Genomic DNA, 25,724 nt, shown 5'->3' with positions numbered 1-25,724 from the left:
CGATCGGAGTGCATCCTGGAAACGGCCGTTTAGATTATTGAGAGTCGCCAATGCGGTCGCGCCGGATCGGTCATTTCGCACCGGGCAATTTGATTCCCAGCAGGACCAGCCGGTCGCCGGTGATCCCGAACCAGTGAGGTACGCCTGCGGGAATCAGGAGGACGTCGCCCGGACCAAGTGGCCTTGTCGCGCCGCCCTCGATTCGGCTTCCCTCAACCAAATTGGCATTGCTGACCTTTGAATCGGCCAGGGTGCCGCCCGAAACAAGCGTGCCTGAACCTTCCAGCACGATTGCGTATTCCGCCTCGGCGGGGTGAACAGCGGGGCGGCCTGGTTTCTTCCATATTTCGATCGCCGCCACCGTCGCACCGTCGCGGACCAAGGGGCGCCACATGAACCCTTGCTCCGGTTTCATCTCGGCGAGCATCTGGCGTAGCTGGACCTGGACATCTGCGCCGCTCGAAAATCCAGACGGATCGGCTGGTTCAGCACGGCTCGTCTGCGCGGAAGCGGCGGCGATGCCTGACGAGACGGCAAGCAGCAATGATGTCGCGCCGATCGTGAAGGCTCGAGCCATTGTCTTCACCGCAGCTCTCCCTGGTTCCATCGGGCTTGTGGTCGCCCATGCAAGCGGTTTTCCGATGGTGCCATGGGTGCCGCGATCCGGACAGTCCCAAAACTCACCACCAACGCAGATGTCCGAAAATCAGCCCAGCTCTCCCCTCATGCGTCAGAAGCCCTTCCGTAGCGTTACGAACAGCTGGCGCGGCGCGGCCGGCAGCAGCGTCTGGCCGTCGCCGCTATTGCCATAACCGCCCGAACCCACCGTGCCGATATAATCCCTGTCGAGCAGGTTGGTCACCGAGGCTTCGAGCGCGAAGCCCGACAGGAAGCCGACGCCGGCCGGAACCTTGATGCCGATGCTGGCGTCGACGACGACGCGCCCGTCGACTGACACGTCGTTGAGATAGCTGTAGTAGCGCTTCGACATGTAATTGGCGCCGACGCGGCCAAAGAACAGCTCGCCATCATAGGCGACTTCCCCCGAGGCGATGTGCCGCGGGCTATCCACGACGGTCTTGCCCTCCAGCGGGATGATCGTCACGCCGTTGAGCACGTCGTCGCGATAGGTCGAGTGGTTGTAGGCATAGGAAGCCGTCGCCGAGAGGCCGCGCATGAGGGTCAGCGTGCCCGATGCCTCGACACCCCAGGACCGCACCGAGCCGACATTCTGCAGTTCGGAAGGGCGCCCTTCGATCGGCGCGCCGACCTGGACCCCGAGCTGGCGATCGCTGAAGTCGACATGATAGCCGGCAAGCACGCCCTGGAAGCTAACCGAGCGGAAGCGGCCGCCGCCTTCGATCGTCTTCGAACGCTCGGGCCGAAGGTCGTCGACGCTCGCGACGAAGCTGGCCGGGCTGGTCGCGAACAGCCCGGACGTGCCGGCGGAGACGAACGGCCGGAAATTCTCGGTATAGTTGGCGAACAGCTCGGCATTGTCGGTGACGCGGAACAGGACGCCGACTTGCGGCAGGAACCAGTCTTGCGAGGCGATGCGCCCGGAGGAGAGCGGTCCCGCGACGATCGCATTGGCGCGGTTGCTGACGCGCACGCCCTTCCACCCGCCCGAGAGGGTGAACGCGCCGAGATCCACTCGGTCCATCACATGATATTGGAGGATCTCGGTCCCATAGTCATAGTCCCATTGCGTGAAGAAGGGATCGTGCTGGAACTGCAGGCTGTCGCGCGACGAGCCCGACAGCGTATTCGCCAATCCGTAGAAGCGGCGCGCCTGCCGGAAGTCGTTATTCTCATACCAGCCGCCGATTTCGACGGTGTTCGCGCCCAGTTCGGCGACGAGGCTGGTGATCGCGCCGAGCCGATCCATGTCATATTCGGTGGTGCGGACCGACATCGGCGCGCCGCCCGGCGTCGGGGTATAGGGCGTCCACCACAAGCCCTGGCCGTGGTTGTTGTGGTAATAGCCCTGCAGCTTGACGCGGACCTTTTCGTTCAGCGGCGTCTCGAACGTCACGCCGGTCAGCCAGTCGCGACGCAGGCCGGCCGCATCGTAATAGGCGTCGTCGAGCGTCCCGACCGGCGCCGGAAAAGTGAAGCCATAGGTCGGGAACGGCCGCGTACCAATGCTACCCGCTGCCTGCCACGCCTGATTGTTGGCGATTGCGGCGACGGCATAGGCGGTCTTCCAATCCGAAGCGAAATTGTCCCAGTCGCGCCCCAGCCGCCCGATCATCTCGGCGGACATGTCCTGATAGTCGTTTTCGCGCCGGTCGGAGAAATTGACGAAGGCCGTGATGCGCCCATCGCCGACATCGGCGACGAGCTTTGCGTTGACCTGGTGCTGGCGCTGCTCGCCGTCGCCCTTCCATTTGCCGGTATTGAGATAGCCATAGCTGATCGCGCCGCGCACGCCGCCCATGTCACCGCTCTCGAGCCGCACGAAGCCGCGGTAGGTGTCGTCGCTGCCATAGGTGCCCGATGCCGCCACGGCCATCTCACGCGAAGGATCGCGCGAGGTGAACATCAGTGTGCCGCCGAGATTGCTGACCGATGCGGTCGAGAGATTGCCCGCGCCCTGGCTGACGGTCACCGCGCCGAGATTCTCCGAGATGATCGCGCGGCTGATGTGCAGGCCGTTGTAATTGCCATAGGTCATGTCGCCGAGCGGCACGCCGTCCAGCGTGAAGCCGAGCTGGTTCTGGTTGAACCCGCGCAGCGAGATACGGCTCGACCATTCATAGGCGCCGAACGCATCCGACGACTGGAAGTTGACGCCGGGCAGCTTCTGGATCGCCTTGAGCGGAGTCGTGCCCGGGGTGAGCAGCGCGATGTCCGCCTCGCTGACGGTCTGCATCTGGCGCGTCTCGCCGAAACCATAGACGACGATGTCTGCACCGTTCTCTACCTCGCCATCCGCGGCCGTTTTCTCGTTGACCGGAGCGGCCTCCTGAGCATGCGCGAGCGCAGGCACGAGCGTGACGCTCGCAACGGAGGTGAGCAGCGCGATTACAGAACGGTTCATGATCGATTTCCCCGAATGGTGTCGCGCCGCATTGCAGTGCAGCAATGACTTCCCGGGGTCCGTGCGATGACGTAACGATGACGAAACGATCTCCTATGTGACAACCCCGGTAGCGCCGGTGAATTTGTTTCCACTCGACGGCGTGATCGCCGCTGGTCGCGGCATGCGCGTCCCCTCTCAGGGATTTCGAACTTCGTCCTGGCGGCTTCAAAATCGCCCGGTCATTCAGGCGGTCTGCGAGTATAGACTGGGGTGGACCGGCTATAGTGGATTCCTCGATCGGCGCGTAGACCCGCGAAAGCTGAGGCGTCGTTCGAAAGGGGAGAGTGGAATGCCCGTAGATAAGTTCGCGAACCGCGAAGGCGAGGCGCAGCTCCTGGTAGCCATGACAGGTAAGGCAAGTGCTGCGAAAGCGGCGGAGGGCGACGAGCCGGTGTTCGCATATATTGCCACTTTACCCCAACCGCAGCGCAATGTTGCCGAGCGCATCGATGCCTTGGCTGCCGAAGCGTTGCCGGGCCTCCGACGCGCGGTGAAGTGGGGGATGGCGTATTACGGCGTGGGCGGCGGTTGGTGCTTTTCGTCCGGCGCCTTCGTTGGTCACGTGAAACTGATGTTTATACGCGGTGCGGAGCTGCTGCCTGCACCGCCGGTCACGCCGATCGGTATGGGCAAGTCCGCACGGGGAGTGGAGCTGGCGTCGGTAGATGATATCGACGAACTCCAAATTGCTTCCTGGATGAAGCAGGCCGCCACGATGCCATTTTTCAGCAAGAGCAAGCGGTAGCGAAGCAGAAGTGGAGTTTGTTGTCGCTATCCGTTTCGCCCCACATAAACCTTTCGCGGTTCTTAAATCGATAATCGAGAGGGGGCACTCGCCCATATTGGACATCGTCCGTTTGATGTCCCTGAATTCGTAACCGGCCCTGCCGTCGCTTTTCGATGGCCGTCATCCGCGCGACCCGGAGATGTCATCAAACCGTATTCGCCGGTTCCTAGCTGACTTACCATGAGAGTGAGCAAGATCGCCTGCGAGGGAGTGCTGGGATCCGGTTGGGCTCGGCTGCGCGATCAGATAGCGCGCATGACGCGTCGCGACGACGCGGAGGACCTTCTCCACGATGCCTGGATCGGGATTGCGGTGCGGCAGACGCAGGTGGAGAACCCCGCTGCGCTCCTGGCGCGCAGCGCCGTCAACCGCGGCCTGGACGCATATCGCCGCGAGCGACGCATCGGCGCGACCCTGGTGACGGACGCCGCTGTCGCCGCAGAAGCCATCGCGGATCTCCGCCCACTGCAGGACGAGATATTGATAGTCCGCCATCGCCTCGAACGCCTGAGGGGAGGCGTGGCGCAACTGAGCCCCCGCACGCGCGAGATTTTCTTGATGCACCGGCTGGAGGGCCGTAAATATCGAGAGATCGCGCAGGATCTCGGGATCAGTCAGAGCGCCGTCGAGAAACATATCGCCCGGGCGATGGCGCATCTGACCGATTGGATGGAGAATTGGTGACGTGATCTTCCGCAGTGAGCCGGAAAATGCCAACCGGCAGGCGGGAGAGTGGCTGGCGCGACTGCACGCGGACGATCGCGCGCCCGAAGACGAGGCGGAGTTTCGGGGGTGGCTCAAGGCCGATCCTTCGCACCAGGACGCGTTCGAACGTGCCTCTGCGATCTGGGACGCCGTTGGCGGCTTGCGCAATCGGCCTCTGGCTGCCGAGCCCGATCGTCCGCGCATGTCGCGCCGCATGATATTGGCGGGAGGCGGGGCAGTGATCGTTGCGGGTGCCACGACCTTTGGTTGGCGGGAGGCGCATGCCGGTGTCTACGAGACCGGGATCGGCGAACAACGCCGGTTGATGCTGGAAGACGGCAGCCGGGTGATGCTCGATACCGATACGCGGATCCGCTTCCGGACCCGCAGCGATGTACGCATGCTGTCGCTCGGCATGGGGCGAGCGGACCTGGATATCGCTGCCGATTCCCGTCCGTTCGTGATCGAAATGGGAGCACGACGCGCGATTGCGCAGGCCGGCCGTCTCGATCTGCGCCGCGATGGCGATGCAGTGGCGTTGACCGCGATCCAGGGCAGCGCGCGGATCGACGCCCCGGGGGCCCCCGTGTCGCTTTCCCCCGGTAGCCGTATCGCAATGGGGACCGGGCGGCCGGACAAGCTCGACCGGCCGGAGCTCGACGACCTGATCGCCTGGCAGAGCGGCCGGCTCGCCTTCCGGGACGAGACACTCGCTAATGCGGCGATCGAGATGAACCGCTATACGACACGGGCATTGGTGATCGCCGATCCACAGGCCGCGGCGATGCGCGTGAGCGGGGTCTATCGCGTGGGCGATCCGGAAGCGTTTGCCCGGTCTCTCGCGCTGCTGCTGCCGGTCCGCGCGTCCTCGGACGGCGAGGCCATCCGTATTACGGCGGCCAGCGGAAAATAATTTTCGCGGATGGGGTGGGGAAATCCTGCCCGCGGTCGTCGAGGATCCGGGCGCTCGCGAGGAGCGCGGCACGGGGTACTGAAATCATGACCAGTCTAAAGCGGCAGCTTTGCCGATCGGCGGCGCTCGCGCTCACGCTTTCCGCACTCGCCATGGCGACGACCGCAGAGGCGCAGGGCAACGCGCGCCGGGTTCGCATCACGATCGCCGCACAGCCGATGGACCGTGCGCTGGAGCAGCTGGCGCGCCAGAGTGGCAGCGACATCCTGTTCACTCGCGACGCCGTGGCCCAATTGAGGGCGCCGGCGCTTTCGGGCCAGTTCGACGCCGAGACGGCGCTCCGCCGGCTGATCGCCGGCAAGCCGTTGACAGTGGTGCGGGACGGATCGGGCGCCCTGATCGTACGCGCGCAGACCGCAGCCGCCCGGCAAACGCCGACCAGCGCGAGCGAAGAGCCTGACGAGGACGAGGAAATCGTCGTCACCGCCAACTTCTCCGACGGCGTCGAGCGGGCGCTCGACGTGAAGCGCAATGCGGATTCGATCTCTGACGCCGTGGTTGCCGCGGATATCGGCAAGCTGCCCGCATTCAATATCGCCGAGGCGCTGCAGCGCGTTCCCGGCGTGACGATCGTCCGCGAAGCTGGCGAAGGCCAGTTCATCAGCGTGCGTGGGCTTGGCCCCAACTTCCAGGCGGTGACGTTCGACGGCATGCCGCTGGCGTACAACGAGAATATCCGCAATTCGGGCCAGTCGGGCCGCCAGTTCCGGCTTCAGGTGCTGCCGGCTACGCTGATCGACAGCGTCGTCGTCACCAAGTCGCCGACCGCCGATCTGATCGAGAGCGGGATCGGCTCTTCCGTCGATATCCGCCTGATCAAGCCGCTCGACCGCAAGTCCTTCGTCGCGGCCAGCCTCTATGGCGGCTATGAAGAGCGCACTGACAAGCTCCAGCCCAACGGCTCGATCTCCGCCGGCTGGCGCAACGGCGCGCATACTTTCGGCGTGCTCGCCGGCGTTTCCTACACGAAGCGCAACGTGCAGTTCGATCGCCTGCGTCTCGGCTGGCAGGACACCCCGGTCCCGGGGTTTGGCACGATTCGCGCGCCCGGCGACGCCCAGCCCTATCTCGAGCTGGAAAATCGCGAGCGGATCAGCGCCGTGGCCGGCCTGCAATGGCGCCCAGCGCCCGGGATCGAGGTCAAACTGGACGGTCTCTTTTCGCAGTTCAACAACGAGACGACCGAACGGCGCCTGACCTATTACATCCCGAGCCAGATCGCGCGGCTGGATCCGGCGACGGCTGTGGTGAGGGAGGGGCGGCTGCTGGCGGGCACGATCCGCGGTGCGCGGATCCGCAACTATGCCGAATATATGGACCAGTCGCACCAGAATTTGCAGCTGAACGGTACAGTGAAGCTCGATCTGGCAGGCTGGCGGATCGAGCCGCGCTTCAGCTATGCGCGCGCGACCAGCGATCTCGATACGCCGATCCAGCGCGTGCAATATCGCACTCCTAACGCCGCGGGTGGCAACCTCACCTTCGACTTCAGCAACGATGTGCTGAAGGACGGCAAGGTCAATTCGCTCTTCACCGATCTAGATCTGACCAACGCATCGGGCATGGTGTTCGAGAGCTTCGCGGTGCGCCCGATCAATTCGAAGGATGAGGACAAGACTGCCATCCTCAACGTCGGGCGCGACCTCGATCTCGGCATCGGCGGCTTCACCTTCACAGGATTGCGCTTCGGCGGGCAATATTCGGATCGTTACCGCGACTATCAGCGCCGCGACCGGAACAGCGCCGCGTTACGGCCGGGTGCGGCGCGAACCGATGCCTTTCTGCGCTATCCGGTGCCGTCCAACGCGTTCGACCAGTCGATCGTCAACCGTCAGGCTTGGGCGAATGTCGATTGGGGCCTGTTCAACCGGAACTATATGCTGGGCAGCGAATTCGACGGCGTGAACCCGAGTGCCTATGATTTGGCGCCTACCGCTGCCGACCTTCAGAACTCCTATCGGATCGGCGAGAAGATCGCGGCCGGCTATGGCCGCCTCGATTTCGAGGCGAACGCGGGCGGCGTTCCGCTCACCGGCAATCTCGGCCTGCGCTATGTGCGCACCCGCACCGACGTGCGCGGTACCACCGTGTCGCCGGTTCCCGATGGCAAGGGCGGCGTGACCACCGATGTCACCCCGACGACCACGCGCGCGAGCTATGCTGAATGGCTGCCCAGCGCGAATGCGATGCTGAAGTTCGCCGACAATGTGCAGCTGCGGCTCGGCGTGGCGAAGACGATGACGCGACCGTCGCTTTCAGAGCTACGCAACTCGATCAACACCAACAGCGCGACCGTGACGAGCATCTACAACCAGGGCGCCGCCGCACTGGCGGACCCGACGATCAACCTGCAGGCCACGGCGGGCAATCCCAATCTGCGCCCTTACACCTCATGGAATTTCGACGTCTCGTTCGAATGGTATTTCAACAAGTTCGGCGCGTTCACGGCTGCTGCCTTCCACAAGGACATCAGCGACTATGTCGCATCCGACTTCGAGACGCGCACGTTGGCCTTCGCCGTAAAGGACGGATCGACGTTGCCGGTGGATATCCTGGTCGCCACGCCCACCAATGTCGGCGATGCCAGGATCTCGGGCGTCGAGTTCGGCTACACCAACAAGCTGCCCTTCGGCTTGGGTGTGACCGCGACGGCGACTTTCGCCACGACGAAGCTCGAGCTCAACCGGGCCGGTGTCGGCCTGCAGACCGCGGGCATTCAGGGCGTTTCCGATGTCAGCTACTCGATCACGCCGTTCTTCGAGACCGGACCGTTCGAGATCAATCTCAGCTATACCTATCGCAGCGACTATATCACCGATGCCGGGGCGTTGGTCACCTCGCTTCCCACCGCCGAGGATGTCGTCGCTTATTATCAGAAGGGTTTCGGCATCGTCGACCTGGGCGCCAGCTACCGGGTGAAGCCGAATATCGAGCTCTTCGTCCAGGCGGTGAACCTGCTCGATCAGCGCCAGGTGTCCTTTGCCGGAACCCGCAGTGAATTCACCGAAATCCACACCTTCGGGCGCACGGTGAATTTCGGCGTCCGCGCCAAGTTCTGATTGCGGCCTTCGAAGACCAGGGGATCGCCGCATGCACTGCGGCGATCCCTTGCCGGTTTCACGATTCCAACGCTTCCGGCGAGGAACCGTGTACCAGCCGCGGAATCGATCCGATCATCCATCCGCAGCCGCAACCCGTCGAAGCTGTCCAAGGCGATTTGCGATTCGGGAGATGCGCGATGTCATCGGTTGATCCGTGTCGACGCTTGGATTGGCCAAGTTTCGGAGGATGGATCGATAGTTGATCATTCTTCGATAGCATGGCTGCGCGGGTCGCCTTCCCTGTTGATATATTCGATGCCTAAAGGCCCGGTTCCCCGATTTGAGCGATATACTCGCCTGACCAATGAAAATGTGGGCGATTCTGAGGTGATCTCTGCACCCTTCTATCCGATGCCAGCTGGTGGGGCGTTTCTGTTACCGGCAGTTTGGGCGCTTGCTTGTTGATCAAGCCTGTGCCGATCGGGTGCATATTTTCGCACTCGCATATACGATTATGCGGGATGCGTTCGCGAACATCCATTCAGCCAGCCTCAATGAAGGAATATATCTCGCCGTTCGAATGCCATCAGGTCATCGCGCGTGTTGATGTTGCCCAGCTGATGCGCGATTTCGACGGGGGTCGCTGACACCGCACGCGCCCAGGCGTTGAGCGAACGATCATTGTTCGCCTGAAGCCATGAATGCAGTGCCTCCGCCAGCGCGCAGGGCCAGAGGCCGACCACCGGAAGATCGGCGACATAGGCGGGTCCCGAGACCCCCGACAGCCGATCATGAAGGTTGCGCGGCAGGTCCGGGGAGTCACAGGGCGCACTGAGCACTGCCGCAAAACCCGCCCGCTGCCCATATGCCAAGGCTGCGCATAAGCCGCCGAGCGGACCGAGACCGGCACGTGGGCGATCTTCCAGAGAGGCCATTTCGCGATGCGTTCGGCCGCAGAGGACAAGGGCATCGCATTGCGGACGGAGCGCGTCCGCGACATGCGCGAGAAGCGTCCGTCCGTCGAGCATGGCCTCGGCCTTGTCGCTGCCGAAGCGGCGCGAGCGGCCGCCGGCGAGGATGGCACCGAGCAGTTTCATGCGATCGGCCGCAGCAGGGCGTCTGGGCGGGTGAGCACCCGCAATTCGAGCCCGGCCGTCCGGGCGCGCGCCAGTGCGAGGGCGGTCGGAGCGGAGATCGTGGCGAGCATGGGGCAATCCGATAAAGCGGCTTTCTCCACCAGCTCGTACGAACAACGCGAAGTGAGCAAGGCGAAGCCGTGATCCCAGGACAGCCCTTCGCGCAGCATCGCTCCGATGAGCTTGTCGAAGGCGTTGTGGCGGCCGACATCCTCCCGCACGAGGCGGATGGAACCGGCCTCGGTGCAGGCGGCGGCCGCGTGCACCGCGCGTGTCGCAACGCCGAGTGGCTGCGTCTTCTCGAGTGCCTGCAGCGCAGCGAATACCGCCTGGTCCTCACCCGCCCAGTGCGCTGACCGCGGCGGCAGCGGGCGCATCGCCTGTTCGAGACTCTCGATCCCGCATAATCCGCAGGAGGAATCGGCAGTGCGATGGCGGACCCGGTCCGACACGCGGATCGCCGCGCGCTGCGACAAGGTGAGGCGCAGGATCAGGCCGTGTTCGAGCGCATGCACTTCGGCGTCGAGCATGTCGCCGGCCTCGTCGATCAGCCGCTCGGTCAGCGCGAAGCCATAACCGAGGTCGAGCAGGTCGTCGGGGCTGGCCATCAGCACGGCATAACCAAGGCCATTGCACTCGATCGCCACCGGCACTTCCTCGGCGATCGCGCGCCTTTCCACATCGGCACCGCCATCGGCGCCGATCCGTGCGAATGCGAGAGTCCGCGCAGCGGTCAAATCCGAATCCGCACGGGTACCGATTTGGCCGCGGGAACATGGCTCTGCTCGGCATGATGCTCGACCGGCATCAGCACGTTCGCTTCCGGATAATAAGCGCCGAGGCAACCACGCGGGATGTCGTAGGGGGTGACGATCAGGCCCTCGCGGCGGCGCAGCTTGCCGTCTCCCGCGTCACTCTCCAATGCAACGATCTGGCCTTCGGAAACGCCTGTAGCGGCCATGTCCTCGCGGTTGATGAACAGCACGTCGCGGGTGCCTTTCACGCCGCGGAAGCGATCGTGATAGCCATAGATCGTCGTGTTGAACTGGTCGTTCGAGCGCAGGGTCATCAGCCGGAAGCGTCCTTCCGCGTCGGCGAACCCCGTCGCGCTCAGCCCGGTCGGCGCGAGGAACTCGGCCTTGCCGCTCGGCGTCTGCCAGACGCGTTCGGCCGCCTTGTTGCCTTTCCAGAAGCCGCCGGGCGTGAACAGGCGCTTGTTATAGCCCCTGAAGATCGCCGGGTACGTCGCCTCGATCGCATCGCGGATCCGCCCATAATCGGCGACCCAATTGTCCCAATCGACGCGCGGATTGGGCGGCAGGATGCGCTTGGCGATCTCTGCGACGATGCGCGGCTCGGACAGGAGATGAGGGCTCGCAGGCCTCGATTTGCCGCGCGAGCCGTGGATGCAGCTGGTCGAATCCTCGGTCGAGACCGCCTGTGGTCCGGTCTCCTGAACATCCTCCTCGATCCGGCCGAGGCAGGGAAGCAGATAGGTGATCTTGCCGGCGAAGAGGTGGTTTCGATTGAGCTTGGTCGCGATCTGGACCGACAGATCGAGGCGCGGCCAGGCTTCCTCCATCGCCGCGGTCTCGGGCACTGCACGCAGGAAATTGCCGCCGAGGCCGATCACTGCCTTCACCGATCCGTCGATCACGCCGCGACAGGTCTCGACAGTGTCGAGCCCCTTTTCGGTCGGCGGATCGAAGCCGTACAGTTCCTTCAGCCTGTCGACGGGCACCAGTTCGGTCTTCTCGGTGATGCCGACGGTGCGCTGGCCCTGGACGTTCGAATGGCCGCGCACCGGCGTCGGGCCCGCGCCGGGTCTGCCGATATTGCCGCGCAACAGCAGCAGATTGACCACCATGCGGACATTCTCGACGCCCTTCACATGCTGGGTCAGCCCCATGCCGTAGATGGCGAGCACGGCCTTGGCCTTCGCGTAGACCCGTGCCGCCTGCTCCAGCGCCGACCGCTCGAGTCCGGACTCGCGTTCGATATCGGCCCATTCGGCGGCGCGCGCCGCATCGGCGAAGGCGCGGAAGTCATGCGTGTGCTGCGCGATGAAGTCGTGATCGAGGACCGGTGGGTCGCCCACTGCGAGCGCGGCGTCGTCCCATTCGATCACGAATTTGGCGATCCCCAGCATCGCGGCGATATCGCCGCCGGCCTTCACCTGATGATATTGGGTCGAGATCTGCGTCTCGCCGCCGGTCAGCATCTCGATCGGGCTCTGCGGATTGGTAAAGCGTTCGAGTCCGCGTTCCCTGAGCGGATTGAAGGTGATGATTTCCACGCCGCGCTTGCGCGCGCTGCGCAGGTCGTGGAGCATCCGCGGCGCGTTGGATCCGACATTCTGGCCGAAGAAGAAGATCGCGTCGCAAGCCTCGAAATCCTTGAGCCGCGTCGTCCCGACCGGCACGCCGATCGCCGCCTTGAGCCCGACCGAAGTCGATTCGTGGCACATGTTCGAACTGTCGGGCAGGTTCTGATTGCCGAACATCCGCGCCATCAGCCCGTACATGTACGATGCCTCGAGGCAGGTGCGGCCCGACGAGTAGAAAGCGACCGATTTGGGGTCGAGCGGGCGCAGAGCCGTTCCGATGGCGTCGAACGCCTCCTCCCAGCTGCACGCGACATATTTGTCGGTGGCTGCATCGTAGCGAAGCGGATGGGTCAGTCGGCCGTGCTGCTCGAGGTCATAGTCCTTCCAGTCGCGCAGCTCGGTCAGCGTATGCTGCGCGAAGAATTCCGGCGTGGTGCGCAGCGTGGTCAGTTCCCACGCGGTCGCCTTCGCGCCTTCCTCGCAGAATTCGGCGGGATGGTGATCGGCGGGCTTGGGCCAGGCGCAACTGGTGCACATGAAGCCATGGGGCTTGTTCTGGCGCGCGAGCTGGAGCAGCGCATCGGGCGTGACGCGCTCGCGCGGCAGGATCTCGGCGAGCGAACGCACCGAGCCCCAGCCGCCCGCCGGGCCCGCGAAGGGCTTGATCTCGGGCTTGTCCGAACGCTGCTTCGACATGACGCCTACCCTTTCGCCGCTCGCCTGGAACCGTCTTCTGGACAATCGCCCGGCCTGCGCCAACTACAATAAAATCCGCGAACTGCGCGCGGCCTTCGTCTCAATAGAACCGCGGGATGGGCCCGCGTTGCGGCGTCTGGTCCGGCAAGTCGATCTCGACTTCGTCGACATAGCACCAGCCCCAGCCCTCGGGCGGATCGTAGCCTTCGATGATCGGGTGACGCGTGGCGTGGAAATGCGCGGTGGCATGGCGATGGGGAGACTGGTCGCAGCAGCCGACATGGCCGCAGGTTCGGCAGATGCGGAGGTGCAGCCATGGGCTGCCAATCTTCAGGCATTCCTCGCAGCCCCGCGCGCTGGGGGTTACGTCGTTGATCGTTGCGCTATGAATACACGACGTCATGCGCCCTCTCTGTCTGGCCGGCGGCAGGGATGAGGCCCGCCGCCGCATTCCTATCAGGTCCGGACCAAGGTGAGCAGATCCGGATTGATGACGTCGGCATGGGTGGTCAAGTTTCGTGCCGGGTGTGATGGACCGCATGATCGTGGCGAACGATGCAGCTTCGATCGGCGCAATGCACGCGCTATCCCAGATACTGGGAGGCAACGTGGGCGGATCAACGGGCATTAATCTGATTGCGTGCCTGAAGGTGGTGGATGAAATGCTCCGAAAGGGTGAGCGCGGAAGCATCGTGACGCCGCTGTGTGACAGCACGAGGTTCCGCGATTCACCGGGAATGGGGGTCGATGGTGCTGGCGCCTTGGGCGGCCTATCGCTTCTACGGCAACGCGACGATCCTCGCCGACAATTACGCCGCGATGGAGCGCTACACCCGCTATCTCGAAAGCCGCGCGGTCGATGGGCTGGTCGATTTCGGGCTGGGAGACTGGTTCGACGTTGGCCCCAAAAAGCCCGGCGAGGCGCAGCTGACCAGCAAGGCGTTTACGGGAACCGCGACGCGAGGCGCATGTGCCGGCTGGTGCCGTCGCTGAATTGATACTCCCTTCGTCGTCGTCGGCAAAACCAGCGTCGTTGGACGGTCGACCCGACAAGGCGATTGTCATCGGGGCCGGCGTGCATCGATATGAGGTTCGGCCGACCTGATTCCATCCGCTCCGGGGATGCCCAGCTGCCGCGGCGCAGTTATGATGCTGCGTCACACTTCCTTGGTGGGTCCGCCGGGATTCGAACCCGGGACCTCTCGATTAAAAGTCGCTTGCTCTACCAACTGAGCTACGGACCCACGCAGCCGCCCCCTAAGCGTGGGCGCGAGGCGGGTCAACCGGCGGAATGGGAACCCTTTGCCCGCCACATGTCTTGTCGGGCGAGGAGGATGTGGCTTGCGGATCGCGACGTACAACGTGAATGGCGTCAACGGACGCCTGCCGGTGCTGCTGCGTTGGCTCGCCGAGAGCGCGCCCGACGTGGTGTGCCTGCAGGAATTGAAAGCGCCCGACGAGAAATTCCCGGAAGCGGCGATCCGGGACTTGGGCTATGGCGCGATTTGGCACGGCCAGAAGAGCTGGAACGGCGTGGCGATCCTGGCCCGGGGCTGCGATCCGGTCGAGACGCGGCGCGGGCTGCCTGGAGATCCTGACGACAGCCACAGCAGATATATCGAGGCCGCGATCGGCGGCGTGCTGGTAGGTGGGCTCTATCTCCCCAACGGCAACCCGCGGCCGGGGCCGAAATTCGACTACAAGCTCCGCTGGTTCGACCGGCTGATCGAGCACGCCGCGATCTTGATCCGCATGGACGCACCGGTGGTGATCGCCGGCGACTATAACGTGATGCCAACCGACCGCGACGTCTACAAGCCTGAGCGCTGGCTCGACGACGCGCTGTTCGCACCCGAGGTTCGCGCCGCCTTTTTCCGAATGCTCGATCAGGGCTGGACCGACGCGTTGCGGACGATGCATCCGGACGAGACGATCTACACTTTCTGGGACTATTTCCGGAACGCGTATTCCCGCAATGCCGGGCTGCGTATCGACCATCTCCTGCTCAACGCGCCCGCCGCGAAGAAATTGAGGGCGGCGGAGGTCGACGCACATGTCCGCGGCTGGGAGAAGACCAGCGATCACGCGCCGGTATGGATCGAGCTGGACCTCTAGGGTCTCAGATCCGCAAATAGCGGAAGTACCAGACCTCGTGTCCCTTGCGGCGCGCCTTGCGCTCGTAGCGGGTCTCGGGCCAATCGGCCGGACGGGTGAGGAAGTCTGCGGCGCTCTCCGCCTGCCACGCGAAGTCGCGGCGCTGGTTCATCACCATCATCGCCCAGCGGCAATATGTTGGATCGTCGGTGCCGAGGCGAAACTCGCAGCCGGGCTTGAGCTTGGCCGCGATCATTTCGAGCGGGCCGTTGTTGACCATGCGCCTTTTGGCATGGCGCGCCTTGGGCCAGGGGTCGGGATGGAGCAGATAGACTCGGCTCAGGCTGGCGTCGGGAAGCCGCTCGAGCACTTCCAGCGCGTCGCCCATGTGCAGCCGGACATTGCCGAGCGCGTCGTCGCGGATATGGTTGAGCGCGCTGACCACGCCGTTGAGAAAAGGCTCGCAGCCGACAAAGCCGTGATCGGGGCGCATCCGTGCCTGGCCGGCGAGATGCTCGCCGCCGCCGAAGCCGATCTCGAACTCGAGCGGGCGGCTGTCGCCAAATAGCCGGGCGGCGTCGAGCGGGCCGTGATCGGGGACGCTGACCCTGGGCAGCATCTCCTCGAGGAGGGCGGCTTGGCCTTCGCGCAACTTGTGCCCCTTGGAACGTCCATAGAGGCGGCGGATAGTGACGGGATCGGGCATGCCGCCTGTTAGCGCCGCCACCGCGCGGCGCAACCTAGAGCGCGATTGCCATCTCGGTAGTGCGCGCCGTGCGGAGTGGGAAGACCGCGCGGTTGTGATGCGCGAGGCGGCGGTGGGTGGCCGCGCTGACCGGATTGCGCGGTTCGCGGCGCGGCAGGTCTCCCCGGGGCAGCGACGCGGTCTCGACCTGGAAGTGACGCACGCCCATCGCCACGAGTGCCTCATGCTCGCCGCGACGCTCGGCACCCCGGGCGATGACGGTGACGCCCATGCCGCGCGCCAGCCGCATCACGCCCTCGGCCATCAGCCGGCGCGAGACGCTGGCATCGATTCCGTGGACGAGCGAGGGATCGAGCTTGATGAAGCGCGGCGTGAAGCGGGCAAGCAGCTTGAGTGCGATCGGGCCTGCGGCGAAGCCGTCGAGTGTAACCGACAGGCCGCGGCGCGTACATGCGTCGGCGAGCGCGACGGCGTGGCTCAGATCGCCGCGTTCGTCGGCGTTGATCTCGATCACCAGCCGGTCGGTGGCGATGCCCTGCGCGAGCGCGGCGCGGAAGAGATGCGAAAGCAGCGGCTCGGCGAGTCCGGCGGCGGCGCCGAGCGGAATGGCGATCAGCGTTTCGCCGCCATGGACGCGGAGCGCGGCGGCGCGCTCGAGACTGCGCGTGATGCGGCGCGCCTCCAGAGCGGGGCGCTGCTCGGGAAGGAGCGTTGCCGAGAGGGCAGCGAAGCTGCGGCCGCCGATGCCCGTGGCGACGGCCTGCCAGGCGAAGGGGTTGCTGGTCCCCTTTGCGATCATCGGCTGGAAGCCGATGCGGAGATCGAGGCGCGGATCGGCACAGTTGAGCGTGACGGGGGACATCGTGGGGTTGGCGTCGGTCATGCGAGCTCCTCTTCGGAAGCTGAAATATTGGTTAACGCGCGCGCCGCCCACTCCGTGCGTCGCCGCATTGGATTCCCACCCATAGGGATTCTCCTGGGTTCCGCGCGAATGCTTCGGAGATTCCGCGAGTCGCGGTCCCAGGTTGGTTTCGGAGGCTGAGGCGAACGCTGCGATGCGTCGGCTGACGCACGCAGCGTCGGAGTGAATCAGGCGGCGCGGCGGAGCGACGGATTGGGGAGGGCGCGAATCGCCGGGCTGGCGATCTCATCGCCCTGCACGAGATGGATGCCGAAGCCGCGGAGGCGCTGGAGCACGGGCTCGCTATCGACGCCGGTGGCGATCACCTTTAGGCCGAGGCTGCGGATGCGCGGCGCGAGATCTTCGAGGACGAGGCGGCGCGACCAGCTGCTGGCGATGGCGCTGACGAGCTCCGATTCGAGCTTCACCAGCTCGGGAAGATAGCGGCCGCACAGCGCAAGCCCCGAATGGCCCGGTCCGAGTCCGACGAATGCCGTCAACGGCCCCAGCTTGCGGTGCACGTCGATGATCGCGGCGAGTTCGCTGCCTTTGAGTTGCTGATAGCCTTCGAGACCGAAGATCAGGCGTTCGGGAATGAGGCCCGCCATGCGCGCGACGCGCAGGATCGGTTCTAGATGCTCGGCCGGCGCGCCAATTCCGGCGGCCTGAAGGGGGATGAGAAGGCGCGCGCCGCTGGTGCCCAGTCCCGCCGCCATCGACAGGCGAATGGCCGCCGCCGCGCAGCGCTGGCCGAACGTGGCGCGCGCTTCACCCTCGAGCGATCCGTAGATCTCCGCCGAAGTCTCGCCGTTACGGCCGCACACGATCGCCTCATAGGCATAGACCCGATTTCCCGAGAGATCGGCGATCGGCTGAAAGGCGATTGTAAGGCCCGAGTCGGACACGGGCTTGTGCTCCAATTCGGATGTCACCGGCTGCAAATCCACCATGCGGTTCCTGTACCTCCCACATCTAGTGAAGAAATGCAGTTACCCCAGCCTTTAGGAGGGCCTCCGTACTTATCCCTAGATGTGGCGGGCGGGGTACGAAAAGGGCCGGGGAATTGCTCCCCCGGCCCTTGCGTGTCCGTTGCCGGCGCGGATCAGGCCAGGGCGGCCTTCAGATCCTCGACGAGGTCGGTCTTCTCCCAGGGGAAGAAATCGCCTTCTGCCTTGCGGCCAAAGTGGCCGTAGGCCGCGGTCTTCTGATAGATTGGCTTGTTGAGGCCGAGATGGGTGCGGATGCCGCGCGGGGTGAGCCCGCCCAGCTTGGCCAGTCCCAGGATCGCTTCCTCGATCTTGTCGTCGCCGACGGTGCCGGTGCCGTGCGTGTCGACATAAAGCGACAGCGGCTTCGACACGCCGATCGCATAAGCGAGCTGGATCGTGCAGCGCTGGGCGAGGCCCGCCGCGACGATGTTCTTCGCCAGATAGCGGGTGATGTACGCCGCCGAGCGATCGACCTTGGTCGGGTCCTTGCCCGAAAAGGCACCGCCGCCGTGCGGGGCCGCGCCACCGTACGTGTCGACGATGATCTTGCGCCCGGTCAGGCCGGCGTCGCCATCGGGTCCGCCGATCTCGAAGCTGCCGGTCGGGTTGATGTGATAGACCGTCTCGTCCGAAAGCAGCTCGGCGGGAAGAATGTCGGCGACGACCTTCTTCACATAAGCGTGGAGCTCGGCTTCCTTGTCGCCTTCGTCATAGCCCTTGCCATGCTGGGTCGACACGACGATCGCGGTGGCCGCTACGGGCTTGCTGCCTTCGTAGCGGAGCGTGACCTGGCTCTTGGCGTCGGGCTCGAGGAACGGCGCCGCGCCCGAATGGCGATCGGCGGCCATGCGCTCGAGGATCTTGTGGCTGTAATAGAGCGTCGCCGGCATCAGATCGGGCGTGTCGTCGGCCGCATAGCCGAACATGATGCCCTGATCGCCCGCGCCTTCGTCCTTGTTGCCCGAAGCGTCCACGCCCTGCGCGATGTGCGCGGACTGCGGGTGGAGGTTGTTCTCGAAGCGCAGCGTCTCCCAGTGGAAGCCGTCCTGCTCATAGCCGATGCGCTTGACCGTATCGCGGACGGTCTTCTCGACCTCTTCCTGCACGCCCGGTGCCCAGTTGCCGGCCTCGTCCATGATCCCCTTGCCGCGGATCTCGCCGGCAAGGACCACGAGCTGGGTGGTGGTGAGCGTCTCGCAGGCGATGCGGGCCTCGGGATCCTTCGAGAGGAACAGATCGACGATGGCGTCGGAAATCTGGTCGGAGACCTTGTCGGGATGGCCTTCCGAAACCGATTCGGACGTGAAGAGATAATTGGAACGCATGGTTTTCCTCAAATCGTGGGAAGGAAGCCGGGCCGTTGCCATGCCCATATAAAGCTTTCCTTATATCTTGCCCCTAGCGGCCCCACCGACGGAACGCAATCGCGAACAGATACAATGTGCCGGCGACGAGAAAGGCGAGCCAGTTGCCGAAGCGCGCGAACAAGGTCGGCGGCAGCGGACGCGGCAGAGCGAGTTCGATCGCGCCCTCCTGCCCGTGCGGAATCGATTCGAGCACGCGGCCGCGCGCGTCGATCACCGCCGAGATGCCGGTCGGAGTCGAACGCAGGATCGGCAGCCCCTCCTCGATCGCGCGCAGCCGTGCTTGCGCCAGATGCTGTGGCGGACCCCATTTGCCGAACCATGCGTCGTTCGACGGGTTGAAGATGAAATCGGGGCGGTTGCGGCGATCGACGACCTGGCCGGAGAAGATGATCTCGTAGCAGATCTGGATCCCTGCCTTGCCGAAGCCCGGAATTTCGATCGAGCGCGGGCCGGGGCCGGGCACGAAATCGACTTCGCCCATCACGAGGCGCGCGAGCCCGAGCGGGGCGAGCAACGTCCGCATCGGCAGATATTCGCCATAAGGGACGAGGTGCGCCTTGTCGTAGCGCTGGCCGAGCGTACCGGCGGGATCGATCGACCATACCGAATTGCCTGCACCGTTCACTCGACCATTATTGCCGAAGAACAGGGCCGTGCCCCCGATCAGGGCGGCGTCCCTGGGCCCGAGCTTCGCGGCAATCCGCGTGCGTACCCAGAGCGGATCGGCGCGGCCATAGAAGCGCGTGTCGGGATAGCCGTCCTCGACATAATAATTGACCGTTCCCTCGGGCCAGACGATCAGCCGCGGGGCTTCGCCCTGGCGGCCGCTCCAGTCGAGCAACTTGACCAGCACGCGCTCGGGATAGTCGGGGTCGCCGACGCCCTCCTGCCCGATATTGGGCTGCACGACGCGGACGTGAGGGGCGGCCGGATCGGGGGTGGAGGGCGGCATCAAGCCCGCCGGCGCGGTTGCCAGCACCGTGAGCACGACAGTCAGAAGCCAGATATGTTTGCGCGGCACCGTGAGAAACAGGCCAGCGGCCAGCACGGCAACTCCCGACAGCGCATAGGTCCCAACCCATGCCGCCAACTGAGCCATCAACGTCGGCAGCCAGATCACGCCGAGCGGGTTCCACGGATATCCGGTGAACAGCACGCCGCGCAGATATTCGGTGACGATCCACGATCCCGCTGCCGCAAGCACGAACGCGAGATCGGGGCCGGTGCCATCGTCGCGGCGCCTGACCGCGCGCGCGAAGCGCCACGCCAGCCCCATTGCGAAGGCGGGGTAGACCGCGAGGTACAGGGCCAGCAACACCACGGCGAAATAGCCGAGCGCGGGCGGCATCTTGTCCTGATAATCGAAGGCGTGCTGGATCCAGTTGTTGCCGACGGTGAAGTGGCCCACGCCGAACACCCAGCCGCGCAGCAGCACCGCCTTGAGCGTCGGCGCCGTCCAGCTCAGCCAGAGCAGGACCGCGACGGCGACCAGCGTGATCGGCCACAGGTTCAGCGGTGCGAAGCCCGTGACGGAGACGAGGCCGGCGATCAGGGCGACGAGCAAGGGACGGGAAAGCATCGGCGTGGGACTTAGCCGATCCTTTGGGCAAGGGGGAGGGGTGGGAGGATCTACTCCCTCTCTCGTCACCCCGGCCTCGTGCCGGGGTCCACCGTGAGGCTTGAGGAGAAGCACGAGCCTCTTGTCTCTCCGTTGCTGAGCAGTGGACCCCGGCATTTCGGCCGGGGTGACGGGTTGGGGGAGGCGAGTTAAAGGGAGGCCATGACGCTCCGTCCCTTCCACCTCGCTTTCCCGGTCCGCGACCTCGCGGCGGCACGCGCCTTCTACGGCGGCGTGCTCGGCTGCCCGGAGGGGCGCTCCTCGGAACAATGGATCGACTTCGACCTGTTCGGCCACCAGATCGTCGCGCATCTGGATCCCGCTGCGAAGCCGGTGGCGGTCGCCAACGAAGTAGATGGCCACAACGTGCCCGTGCCGCACTTCGGGGTGGTGCTGACGATGCCCGACTGGGAGGCGCTCGCGGCGCGGGTCGAGGCCGCCGGCATTCCCTTCGGGATCGCGCCGCAGGTCCGCTTCAGGGGCCAGGTCGGCGAACAGGCCACGATGTTCTTTCGCGATCCCAGCGGCAACGCACTCGAATTCAAGGCGTTTGGCGATGATGCCGAACTGTTTGCACGCTGATGGCTGACCCGGTCGTCGTCGATATCCCGCACAAATTGGGCCGCGACGTTGCCCGCGCGCGGATTGCGGGCGGCGTGAGCAAGATTGCCGAGATCGTGCCGGGAGGCGGGCATGTCGAGCAGCGCTGGGAAGGCGATACGCTCCACTTCACGGTAAGCGCGATGGGGCAGCAGGTGGCGAGCAGGCTTCAGGTGTTCGACAACCGCGTCCATGCCGAAGTCGACTTGCCGCCGATGCTCGCGCTGTTCGCGTCTAAGGTGCGGGAGAAGCTCGCCGAAAAGGGCACCAAGCTGCTCAAATGAGCGCTATTTGGCGCTCACCCGCCAGATCACGTTCCCCACATCGTCGGCCACCAGCAGCCCGCCGCTCGCGTCGGTGATGACGCCGACCGGGCGGCCGTGCGTGGTCTTGCCGTCGGGGGCGAGGAAGCCGGTGAGCAGGTCGATGGGCTTCGTGCCCTTTGCCGGGAAGCCGTCGCCGCCGAACGGGACATAGACCACTTTATAGCCGGACTTGGGCTCGCGGTTCCACGAGCCGTGCAACCCGATGAACGCGCCATTCGTCCAATTGCCGCCGAGCTTTGCGTCGCTGGCGAAGGTCAGGCCGAGTGGAGCGACGTGCGCGCCGAGCGCGAAATCGGGGCGCTTGCTGTACTCGCGCAAATCGGGGCGCTCGGGCGTGACGCGCTTGTCGACATAGCCGCCCCAGTAATTCCACGGCCAGCCATAGAAGGCGCCGAAATCGACCTGGGTCAGATAATCGGGCGGCATGTCCGATCCGAGCATGTCGCGCTCGTTGACCACGGTCCACAGCGCGCCGGTGCTAGGCTCGAACGCCATGCCGTTGGGATTGCGCAGCCCCCAGGCATAGACCCGGGCCTCCTTCGTGTCGGGGAACACCTGCAGGATCAGCGCGCGGCCGTCCTTGGCGAAATCGGCGCGCGGCCCGCCGGCATAGATCGCGCCTTCGGCCTCGAGACCGTTTTCGGCTATGTTGGAGGAAGAGCCGACGCCGACGAACAAGGTCTTGCCGTCGGGCGCGGCGACGACATTGCGTGCCCAATGGTTTCCGCCGCCGGGCAGCCCGACGATCTTCTCGGGCTTCGCGGTGATCCGGGTCTGGCCGGGCGTGAAGGGAAAGCGGACCAGTGCGTCGGTATTGGCGACATAGAGCCAGTTGCCGACCAGTGCCATGCCGGTGGGCGAATTGAGCCCGGTGAGCAGCACCGAACGCTGGTCGGCGACGCCGTCCGCATTGGTGTCACGCAGCAAGGTGATACGGTTGGGCGAGGGCACATCGGCGCCGGCCTGGCCGAGCAACAGCCCCATCACCCAGCCGGTGATCCCGCCGCCCTTGCGCGGTGGCGAATTGGTCTCGGCGACGAGGACGTCGCCATTGGGAAGGCGATAGAGCCAGCGCGGATGTTCGAGCTTGTCGGCGAAGGCGGCGACCTGGAGGCCCGCGGCCGGAACCGGCTTCGCGCCGCCGGCCCAGCCCACGGGCTTGGCGATGCCAACCGTGGGGAAGCTTTCCGAGCGCGTCTCGGTGAGCTGCGGCGTCTTGCCGGTGACCGCCTGCTCGCTGAGCCGTGCCTTGTCGGGCTGGCTGATCCAGTACCAGCCGCCGATCGCTAGTACGACCAGCAGCGCGAGCACGATGAGGATGCGCTTCAGCATAGGTTCAGTCCTCGGTCTCGACGCGCTTCTTGGGCGGATGGAGGCGCAGCCGGGTGACTTTGCGCGAATCGGCGGCGACCACTTCGAGCTTCCAGCCGCTGTCGTGGATCAGGCATTCGCCCGGCTGGGGGACATGCCCCGCGAGCACGAAGGCGAGCCCGCCCAGCGTGTCGATATCCTCATCGACTTCACCGAGCCGCGGATCGACGGTCTCGGCGACGTCCTCGAGCTCGGCGCGGGCATCGGCGTCCCAGCCGCCCCCCTCGATCGGCACGAGCAATGCGGCCGGCGCCTCGTCATGCTCGTCCTCGATCTCGCCGACGATTTCCTCGATCAGGTCCTCGATCGTGATCAGCCCCTCGGTCCCCGAATATTCGTCGACGACGATGGCGAGGTGGGTGCGGTTCGCGCGCATCTGCGCGAGCAGGTCGAGCACGCCCATCGATTGCGGTACATAGACCGGCTGGCGGATCAGCCCGGCGATGCTCGGCGGATGCGCGGCACCCGTCGCGAGGATCGCGAACACATCCTTGATATGGACCATGCCGATGATCGTATCGAGCTCGTCGCGATACACCGGCAGCCGGCTGTGCCCGGCCTCCGCGAACAACTGGACCAGACCAGCGAAGCTGGTGGTTTCCTCTACGGCGATGATGTCGGCGCGCGGCACGCCGACATCGCCCGCGTCGCGCTCGCCGAAATGGAGGAGGTTCTTGAGCATCTGGCGCTCGATCGGCGCGAGATCGCCGGCGGGCGTCTTGCCGCCTTCGTCCTCATGCTCGTCGATCGCATCCTCGATGCGGTCGCGCAGCGTTTCTTCCTGCTCGTCGCCGAACAGCAATGTGCGGATTCCCCGCCATATGCCGCCGCTTTCATGAGTGGACTCGCGGGTGCCGGTACTGTGTCCGGTACTAGGGCCCTCGGGCATGTTCGTGTTCAGTCCTCGCGTACGGGGTACGGATCGTGCAGGCCGAGATTGGCGAGCGCGGCGCGCTCCATCTCTTCCATCGCCTCGGCCTCGGCGTCTCCCATATGGTCATAGCCTAGCAGATGCAGCACCCCATGGACAATCAGGTGGCTGGCATGATCCTCGACCGATATGCCGCGCTCCTCCGCCTCGGTGGCGCATATGCCATGCGCGAGGATGATGTCGCCGAGGATGACCTCGCCGTCGTCGCTGTTCTGGGTGACGGTTTCGAGCAGGTCGGGCTGCACCATCGGGAAGGACAGCACGTTGGTCGGCTTGTCCTTCTGGCGATATTGGCGGTTGAGCGTGCGGACTTCGTCGTCGCTCGCCAGCCGGACGGCGATTTCGATCACCGCGGGCCAGTCGAGCCACTCGCCGAACGGAGTCTCGGCCAGTGCGGCTTCGGCGGCGCGGAAGGCGAGTGTCTCCCAATCGCCTTCCGGCCAGGGGGTTTCGCGCAGGGCTGCGACGTCAAGCATGTGCCGCTCCCCTCCCTGCAAGGGAGGGGCTGGGGGTGGGTGCGAGCGCAGCGAGCCCACCGCACCGGCTCGGCAAAAAGCGACAGCCGGGCATCGAGCCCGCCTGCCGCTGGACCCACCCCTTGACCCCCTCCCTTGCAGGGAGGGGAGAAGAAAGGACGTTAAGCATCCGGCCCCTCATAGGCCTGGACGATGCGCCCGACGATCGGGTGGCGGACCACGTCGGCGGCGCTGAACCACGAGAAGGCGATGCCGTCGACGCCTTCCAGTCGGCCGATCGCGTCGGTCAGGCCCGATGCGGGCGGGCCGCCGGGCAAGTCGACTTGCTTCGGATCGCCGCAGATCACCATCCGGCTGTTCGCGCCGAAGCGGGTGAGGAACATCTTCATCTGCGCCGGCGTGGTGTTCTGCGCCTCGTCGAGGATCACGAACGCGTCCGCCAGCGTGCGCCCGCGCATGAAGGCGATCGGCGCGATCTCGATCTCGCCCGATGCGATCCGCCGCTCGACCTGTTCGGCGGGCAGGCAATCATAGAGCGCGTCGTAGATCGGACGGAGATAGGGATCGACCTTCTCCTTCATGTCGCCGGGCAGGAAGCCCAGCCGCTCGCCCGCCTCGACCGCGGGGCGTGACAGGATCAGCCGCTGGACGCTGCCGGTGATCAGCTGCGCCACTGCCTGCGCCACCGCGAGATAGGTCTTGCCGGTGCCTGCCGGCCCCAATGCGAAGATCATGTCGTTCGAGACGAGCTCGCGCATGTAATGCGTCTGCGCGACCGAGCGCGGCACGATCGTTTTCTTGCGCGTGCGGATCATGATCGACGGGGGCGGGCCGCCGCCGGGCGCGTCCGCCTTGACGATGCCGGTGAACATCGGCTCGCTCGACATCGCGATCACGGCGTCGATCAGCCCGGTGTCGATGTCCTCGCCGCGGATCACGCGGGCCTGGAGCTCCTGGAGCACTTCGCGGGCATGCGCGACTGCCTCGGCGGAGCCTTCGATCACGACGCGCTGGCCGCGGGCGTGGATATAAACGCCCAGCCGTTCCTCGAGCGCGAGGATGTTCGAATCATATTCGCCGAAGAGCTGCGGCAGGAGCTGGGGCTTGTCGAACGTGACCTCGACCCGGGAGCGTTCACCGGATTGGGCGGGGACGGGCTTACGGCTCATGCGGTCCTTTCAGGCGAGGGAGTGAAGAGGTGCGGCGCGCGCGACATGCGATCGTTCCTGCGCGCGGGGTAAAAGCGACCCTCAAGGGCGAAACCGGGACGAGGTGCGGAGGTTCCACGACGCATTGCCCGGCAAGTGTGACAGGTGCGCGGCACGGTGGACAGGGGGAATGTCGACGGAGGACGCAAAGTGCGCGTGCGTTGCGTTGGAGCAACGGTCGAGCCGGTGCCGGCCGGCGTCTGCTATGGGTGGAAAGCGGACATAGGTCATTGTAGCCTGTCGGCATGAAGCATGCGGAACTGCGGGCCATTGTCCACAACGTCGCTGACTCCCTTGGGAGCGGCATCGGGCTGATGATCGGGCACTACGAGATGGATGTTTACGGAGAAGCCCAGCGCTCTCCCGGAGGCGCGATAACAGTGGATTT

The 25,724-nt window shown here is 65.2% G+C and carries 23 protein-coding genes and 1 tRNA gene; 8 read left to right on the top strand and 16 right to left on the bottom strand.

The window, feature by feature from the left end:
• Window positions 1-70: 70 nt before the first annotated feature.
• Window positions 71-577 (bottom strand): cupin domain-containing protein, encoded by a 507-nt coding sequence (locus tag BR78_RS0112730; RefSeq protein WP_029725272.1) that lies wholly within the window; start codon window positions 575-577, stop codon window positions 71-73.
• 153 nt (window positions 578-730) lie between these two features.
• Window positions 731-3,043: a TonB-dependent receptor gene (locus BR78_RS0112725; RefSeq protein ID WP_025560457.1), complete on the bottom strand. Its 2,313-nt coding sequence runs from the start codon at window positions 3,041-3,043 to the stop codon at window positions 731-733.
• A 331-nt stretch (window positions 3,044-3,374) separates the two neighbouring features.
• Between BR78_RS0112725 and BR78_RS20975 the strand changes: the two genes are divergently transcribed.
• The 4 genes from BR78_RS20975 to BR78_RS0112705 all read left to right on the top strand — a co-directional run bounded on the left by BR78_RS20975 (window position 3,375) and on the right by BR78_RS0112705 (window position 8,609).
• Window positions 3,375-3,830: a DUF1801 domain-containing protein gene (locus BR78_RS20975; protein WP_029725270.1), complete on the top strand. Its 456-nt coding sequence runs from the start codon at window positions 3,375-3,377 to the stop codon at window positions 3,828-3,830.
• Between the two features lie 228 nt (window positions 3,831-4,058).
• Window positions 4,059-4,556, top strand: a complete 498-nt coding sequence (locus tag BR78_RS0112715) for an RNA polymerase sigma factor (RefSeq protein WP_025560454.1) — start codon at window positions 4,059-4,061, stop codon at window positions 4,554-4,556.
• 1 nt (window position 4,557) lies between these two features.
• Window positions 4,558-5,490: a FecR family protein gene (locus BR78_RS0112710; RefSeq protein WP_025560453.1), complete on the top strand. Its 933-nt coding sequence runs from the start codon at window positions 4,558-4,560 to the stop codon at window positions 5,488-5,490.
• An 86-nt stretch (window positions 5,491-5,576) separates the two neighbouring features.
• Window positions 5,577-8,609 carry a TonB-dependent receptor gene (locus BR78_RS0112705; RefSeq protein ID WP_025560452.1) on the top strand — a complete coding sequence of 1,011 codons (3,033 nt, stop codon included), beginning with the start codon at window positions 5,577-5,579 and terminating at the stop codon, window positions 8,607-8,609.
• Window positions 8,610-9,142: 533 nt separating this feature from the next.
• Here the strand turns inward: BR78_RS0112705 and mobA are convergent.
• From mobA to BR78_RS0112685, 4 genes are all read right to left on the bottom strand, one after another.
• On the bottom strand, window positions 9,143-9,688 hold the full coding sequence (gene mobA / locus BR78_RS0112700) for a molybdenum cofactor guanylyltransferase (protein ID WP_025560451.1): 546 nt from the start codon (window positions 9,686-9,688) through the stop codon (window positions 9,143-9,145).
• Window positions 9,685-10,464, bottom strand: a complete 780-nt coding sequence (gene fdhD / locus BR78_RS0112695) for a formate dehydrogenase accessory sulfurtransferase FdhD (protein WP_025560450.1) — start codon at window positions 10,462-10,464, stop codon at window positions 9,685-9,687. Before fdhD ends, mobA begins: the two co-directional genes overlap by 4 nt.
• A complete protein-coding gene (locus BR78_RS0112690) occupies window positions 10,461-12,749 on the bottom strand; it encodes an FdhF/YdeP family oxidoreductase (protein ID WP_025560448.1) in 2,289 nt (762 codons plus the stop codon). Before BR78_RS0112690 ends, fdhD begins: the two co-directional genes overlap by 4 nt.
• A gap of 100 nt (window positions 12,750-12,849) precedes the next feature.
• Window positions 12,850-13,152 carry a UBP-type zinc finger domain-containing protein gene (locus BR78_RS0112685; protein ID WP_025560447.1) on the bottom strand — a complete coding sequence of 101 codons (303 nt, stop codon included), beginning with the start codon at window positions 13,150-13,152 and terminating at the stop codon, window positions 12,850-12,852.
• A 344-nt stretch (window positions 13,153-13,496) separates the two neighbouring features.
• Here BR78_RS0112685 and BR78_RS0112680 point away from each other — a divergent pair, with 344 nt between their 5' ends.
• On the top strand, window positions 13,497-13,742 hold the full coding sequence (locus tag BR78_RS0112680) for an alpha-L-rhamnosidase-related protein (protein WP_025560446.1): 246 nt from the start codon (window positions 13,497-13,499) through the stop codon (window positions 13,740-13,742).
• Between the two features lie 175 nt (window positions 13,743-13,917).
• Here the strand turns inward: BR78_RS0112680 and BR78_RS0112675 are convergent.
• A tRNA-Lys gene (locus tag BR78_RS0112675) sits at window positions 13,918-13,993 on the bottom strand.
• 97 nt (window positions 13,994-14,090) lie between these two features.
• Between BR78_RS0112675 and xth the strand changes: the two genes are divergently transcribed.
• Window positions 14,091-14,864: an exodeoxyribonuclease III gene (gene xth, locus BR78_RS0112670; RefSeq protein WP_025560445.1), complete on the top strand. Its 774-nt coding sequence runs from the start codon at window positions 14,091-14,093 to the stop codon at window positions 14,862-14,864.
• A gap of 4 nt (window positions 14,865-14,868) precedes the next feature.
• Here xth and trmB read toward each other — a convergent pair whose 3' ends face one another.
• The 5 genes from trmB to lnt form a co-directional block, all read right to left on the bottom strand.
• Window positions 14,869-15,549 (bottom strand): tRNA (guanine(46)-N(7))-methyltransferase TrmB, encoded by a 681-nt coding sequence (gene trmB / locus BR78_RS0112665; RefSeq protein WP_025560443.1) that lies wholly within the window; start codon window positions 15,547-15,549, stop codon window positions 14,869-14,871.
• A gap of 34 nt (window positions 15,550-15,583) precedes the next feature.
• Window positions 15,584-16,432, bottom strand: a complete 849-nt coding sequence (locus BR78_RS0112660; protein WP_025560441.1) for an EAL domain-containing protein — start codon at window positions 16,430-16,432, stop codon at window positions 15,584-15,586.
• A 206-nt stretch (window positions 16,433-16,638) separates the two neighbouring features.
• The gene (locus BR78_RS0112655; RefSeq protein WP_025560440.1) at window positions 16,639-17,400 is read right to left on the bottom strand and encodes an EAL domain-containing protein; all 762 of its coding nucleotides are present in this window, start codon (window positions 17,398-17,400) and stop codon (window positions 16,639-16,641) included.
• A gap of 152 nt (window positions 17,401-17,552) precedes the next feature.
• Window positions 17,553-18,764 (bottom strand): methionine adenosyltransferase, encoded by a 1,212-nt coding sequence (gene metK / locus BR78_RS0112650; RefSeq protein WP_025560439.1) that lies wholly within the window; start codon window positions 18,762-18,764, stop codon window positions 17,553-17,555.
• Window positions 18,765-18,837: 73 nt separating this feature from the next.
• Window positions 18,838-20,385 carry an apolipoprotein N-acyltransferase gene (gene lnt / locus BR78_RS0112645; RefSeq protein ID WP_029936623.1) on the bottom strand — a complete coding sequence of 516 codons (1,548 nt, stop codon included), beginning with the start codon at window positions 20,383-20,385 and terminating at the stop codon, window positions 18,838-18,840.
• 201 nt (window positions 20,386-20,586) lie between these two features.
• Here lnt and BR78_RS0112640 point away from each other — a divergent pair, with 201 nt between their 5' ends.
• Both BR78_RS0112640 and BR78_RS0112635 read left to right on the top strand, forming a co-directional pair.
• Window positions 20,587-21,006 carry a VOC family protein gene (locus BR78_RS0112640; RefSeq protein ID WP_025560437.1) on the top strand — a complete coding sequence of 140 codons (420 nt, stop codon included), beginning with the start codon at window positions 20,587-20,589 and terminating at the stop codon, window positions 21,004-21,006.
• The gene (locus BR78_RS0112635; RefSeq protein WP_029936622.1) at window positions 21,006-21,308 is read left to right on the top strand and encodes a polyhydroxyalkanoic acid system family protein; all 303 of its coding nucleotides are present in this window, start codon (window positions 21,006-21,008) and stop codon (window positions 21,306-21,308) included. The genes BR78_RS0112640 and BR78_RS0112635 overlap by 1 nt, the downstream gene beginning before the upstream one ends.
• Window positions 21,309-21,311: 3 nt before the next feature.
• Here BR78_RS0112635 and BR78_RS0112630 read toward each other — a convergent pair whose 3' ends face one another.
• From BR78_RS0112630 to BR78_RS0112615, 4 genes are all read right to left on the bottom strand, one after another.
• A complete protein-coding gene (locus BR78_RS0112630) occupies window positions 21,312-22,682 on the bottom strand; it encodes a PQQ-dependent sugar dehydrogenase (protein ID WP_025560435.1) in 1,371 nt (456 codons plus the stop codon).
• A 4-nt stretch (window positions 22,683-22,686) separates the two neighbouring features.
• Window positions 22,687-23,610 (bottom strand): hemolysin family protein, encoded by a 924-nt coding sequence (locus BR78_RS0112625; protein WP_025560434.1) that lies wholly within the window; start codon window positions 23,608-23,610, stop codon window positions 22,687-22,689.
• An 8-nt stretch (window positions 23,611-23,618) separates the two neighbouring features.
• On the bottom strand, window positions 23,619-24,128 hold the full coding sequence (ybeY, locus tag BR78_RS0112620) for an rRNA maturation RNase YbeY (protein ID WP_025560433.1): 510 nt from the start codon (window positions 24,126-24,128) through the stop codon (window positions 23,619-23,621).
• A gap of 161 nt (window positions 24,129-24,289) precedes the next feature.
• A complete protein-coding gene (locus BR78_RS0112615; RefSeq protein ID WP_029936621.1) occupies window positions 24,290-25,297 on the bottom strand; it encodes a PhoH family protein in 1,008 nt (335 codons plus the stop codon).
• Window positions 25,298-25,724: the final 427 nt, after the last annotated feature.

Origin of the sequence: Sphingomonas sp. UNC305MFCol5.2, assembly GCF_000712135.1 — a bacterium.
Taxonomy (GTDB): domain Bacteria; phylum Pseudomonadota; class Alphaproteobacteria; order Sphingomonadales; family Sphingomonadaceae; genus Sphingomonas.
Note: the sequence above shows the minus strand (reverse complement) of the source record. Positions and strands in the feature narration are given on the sequence as shown.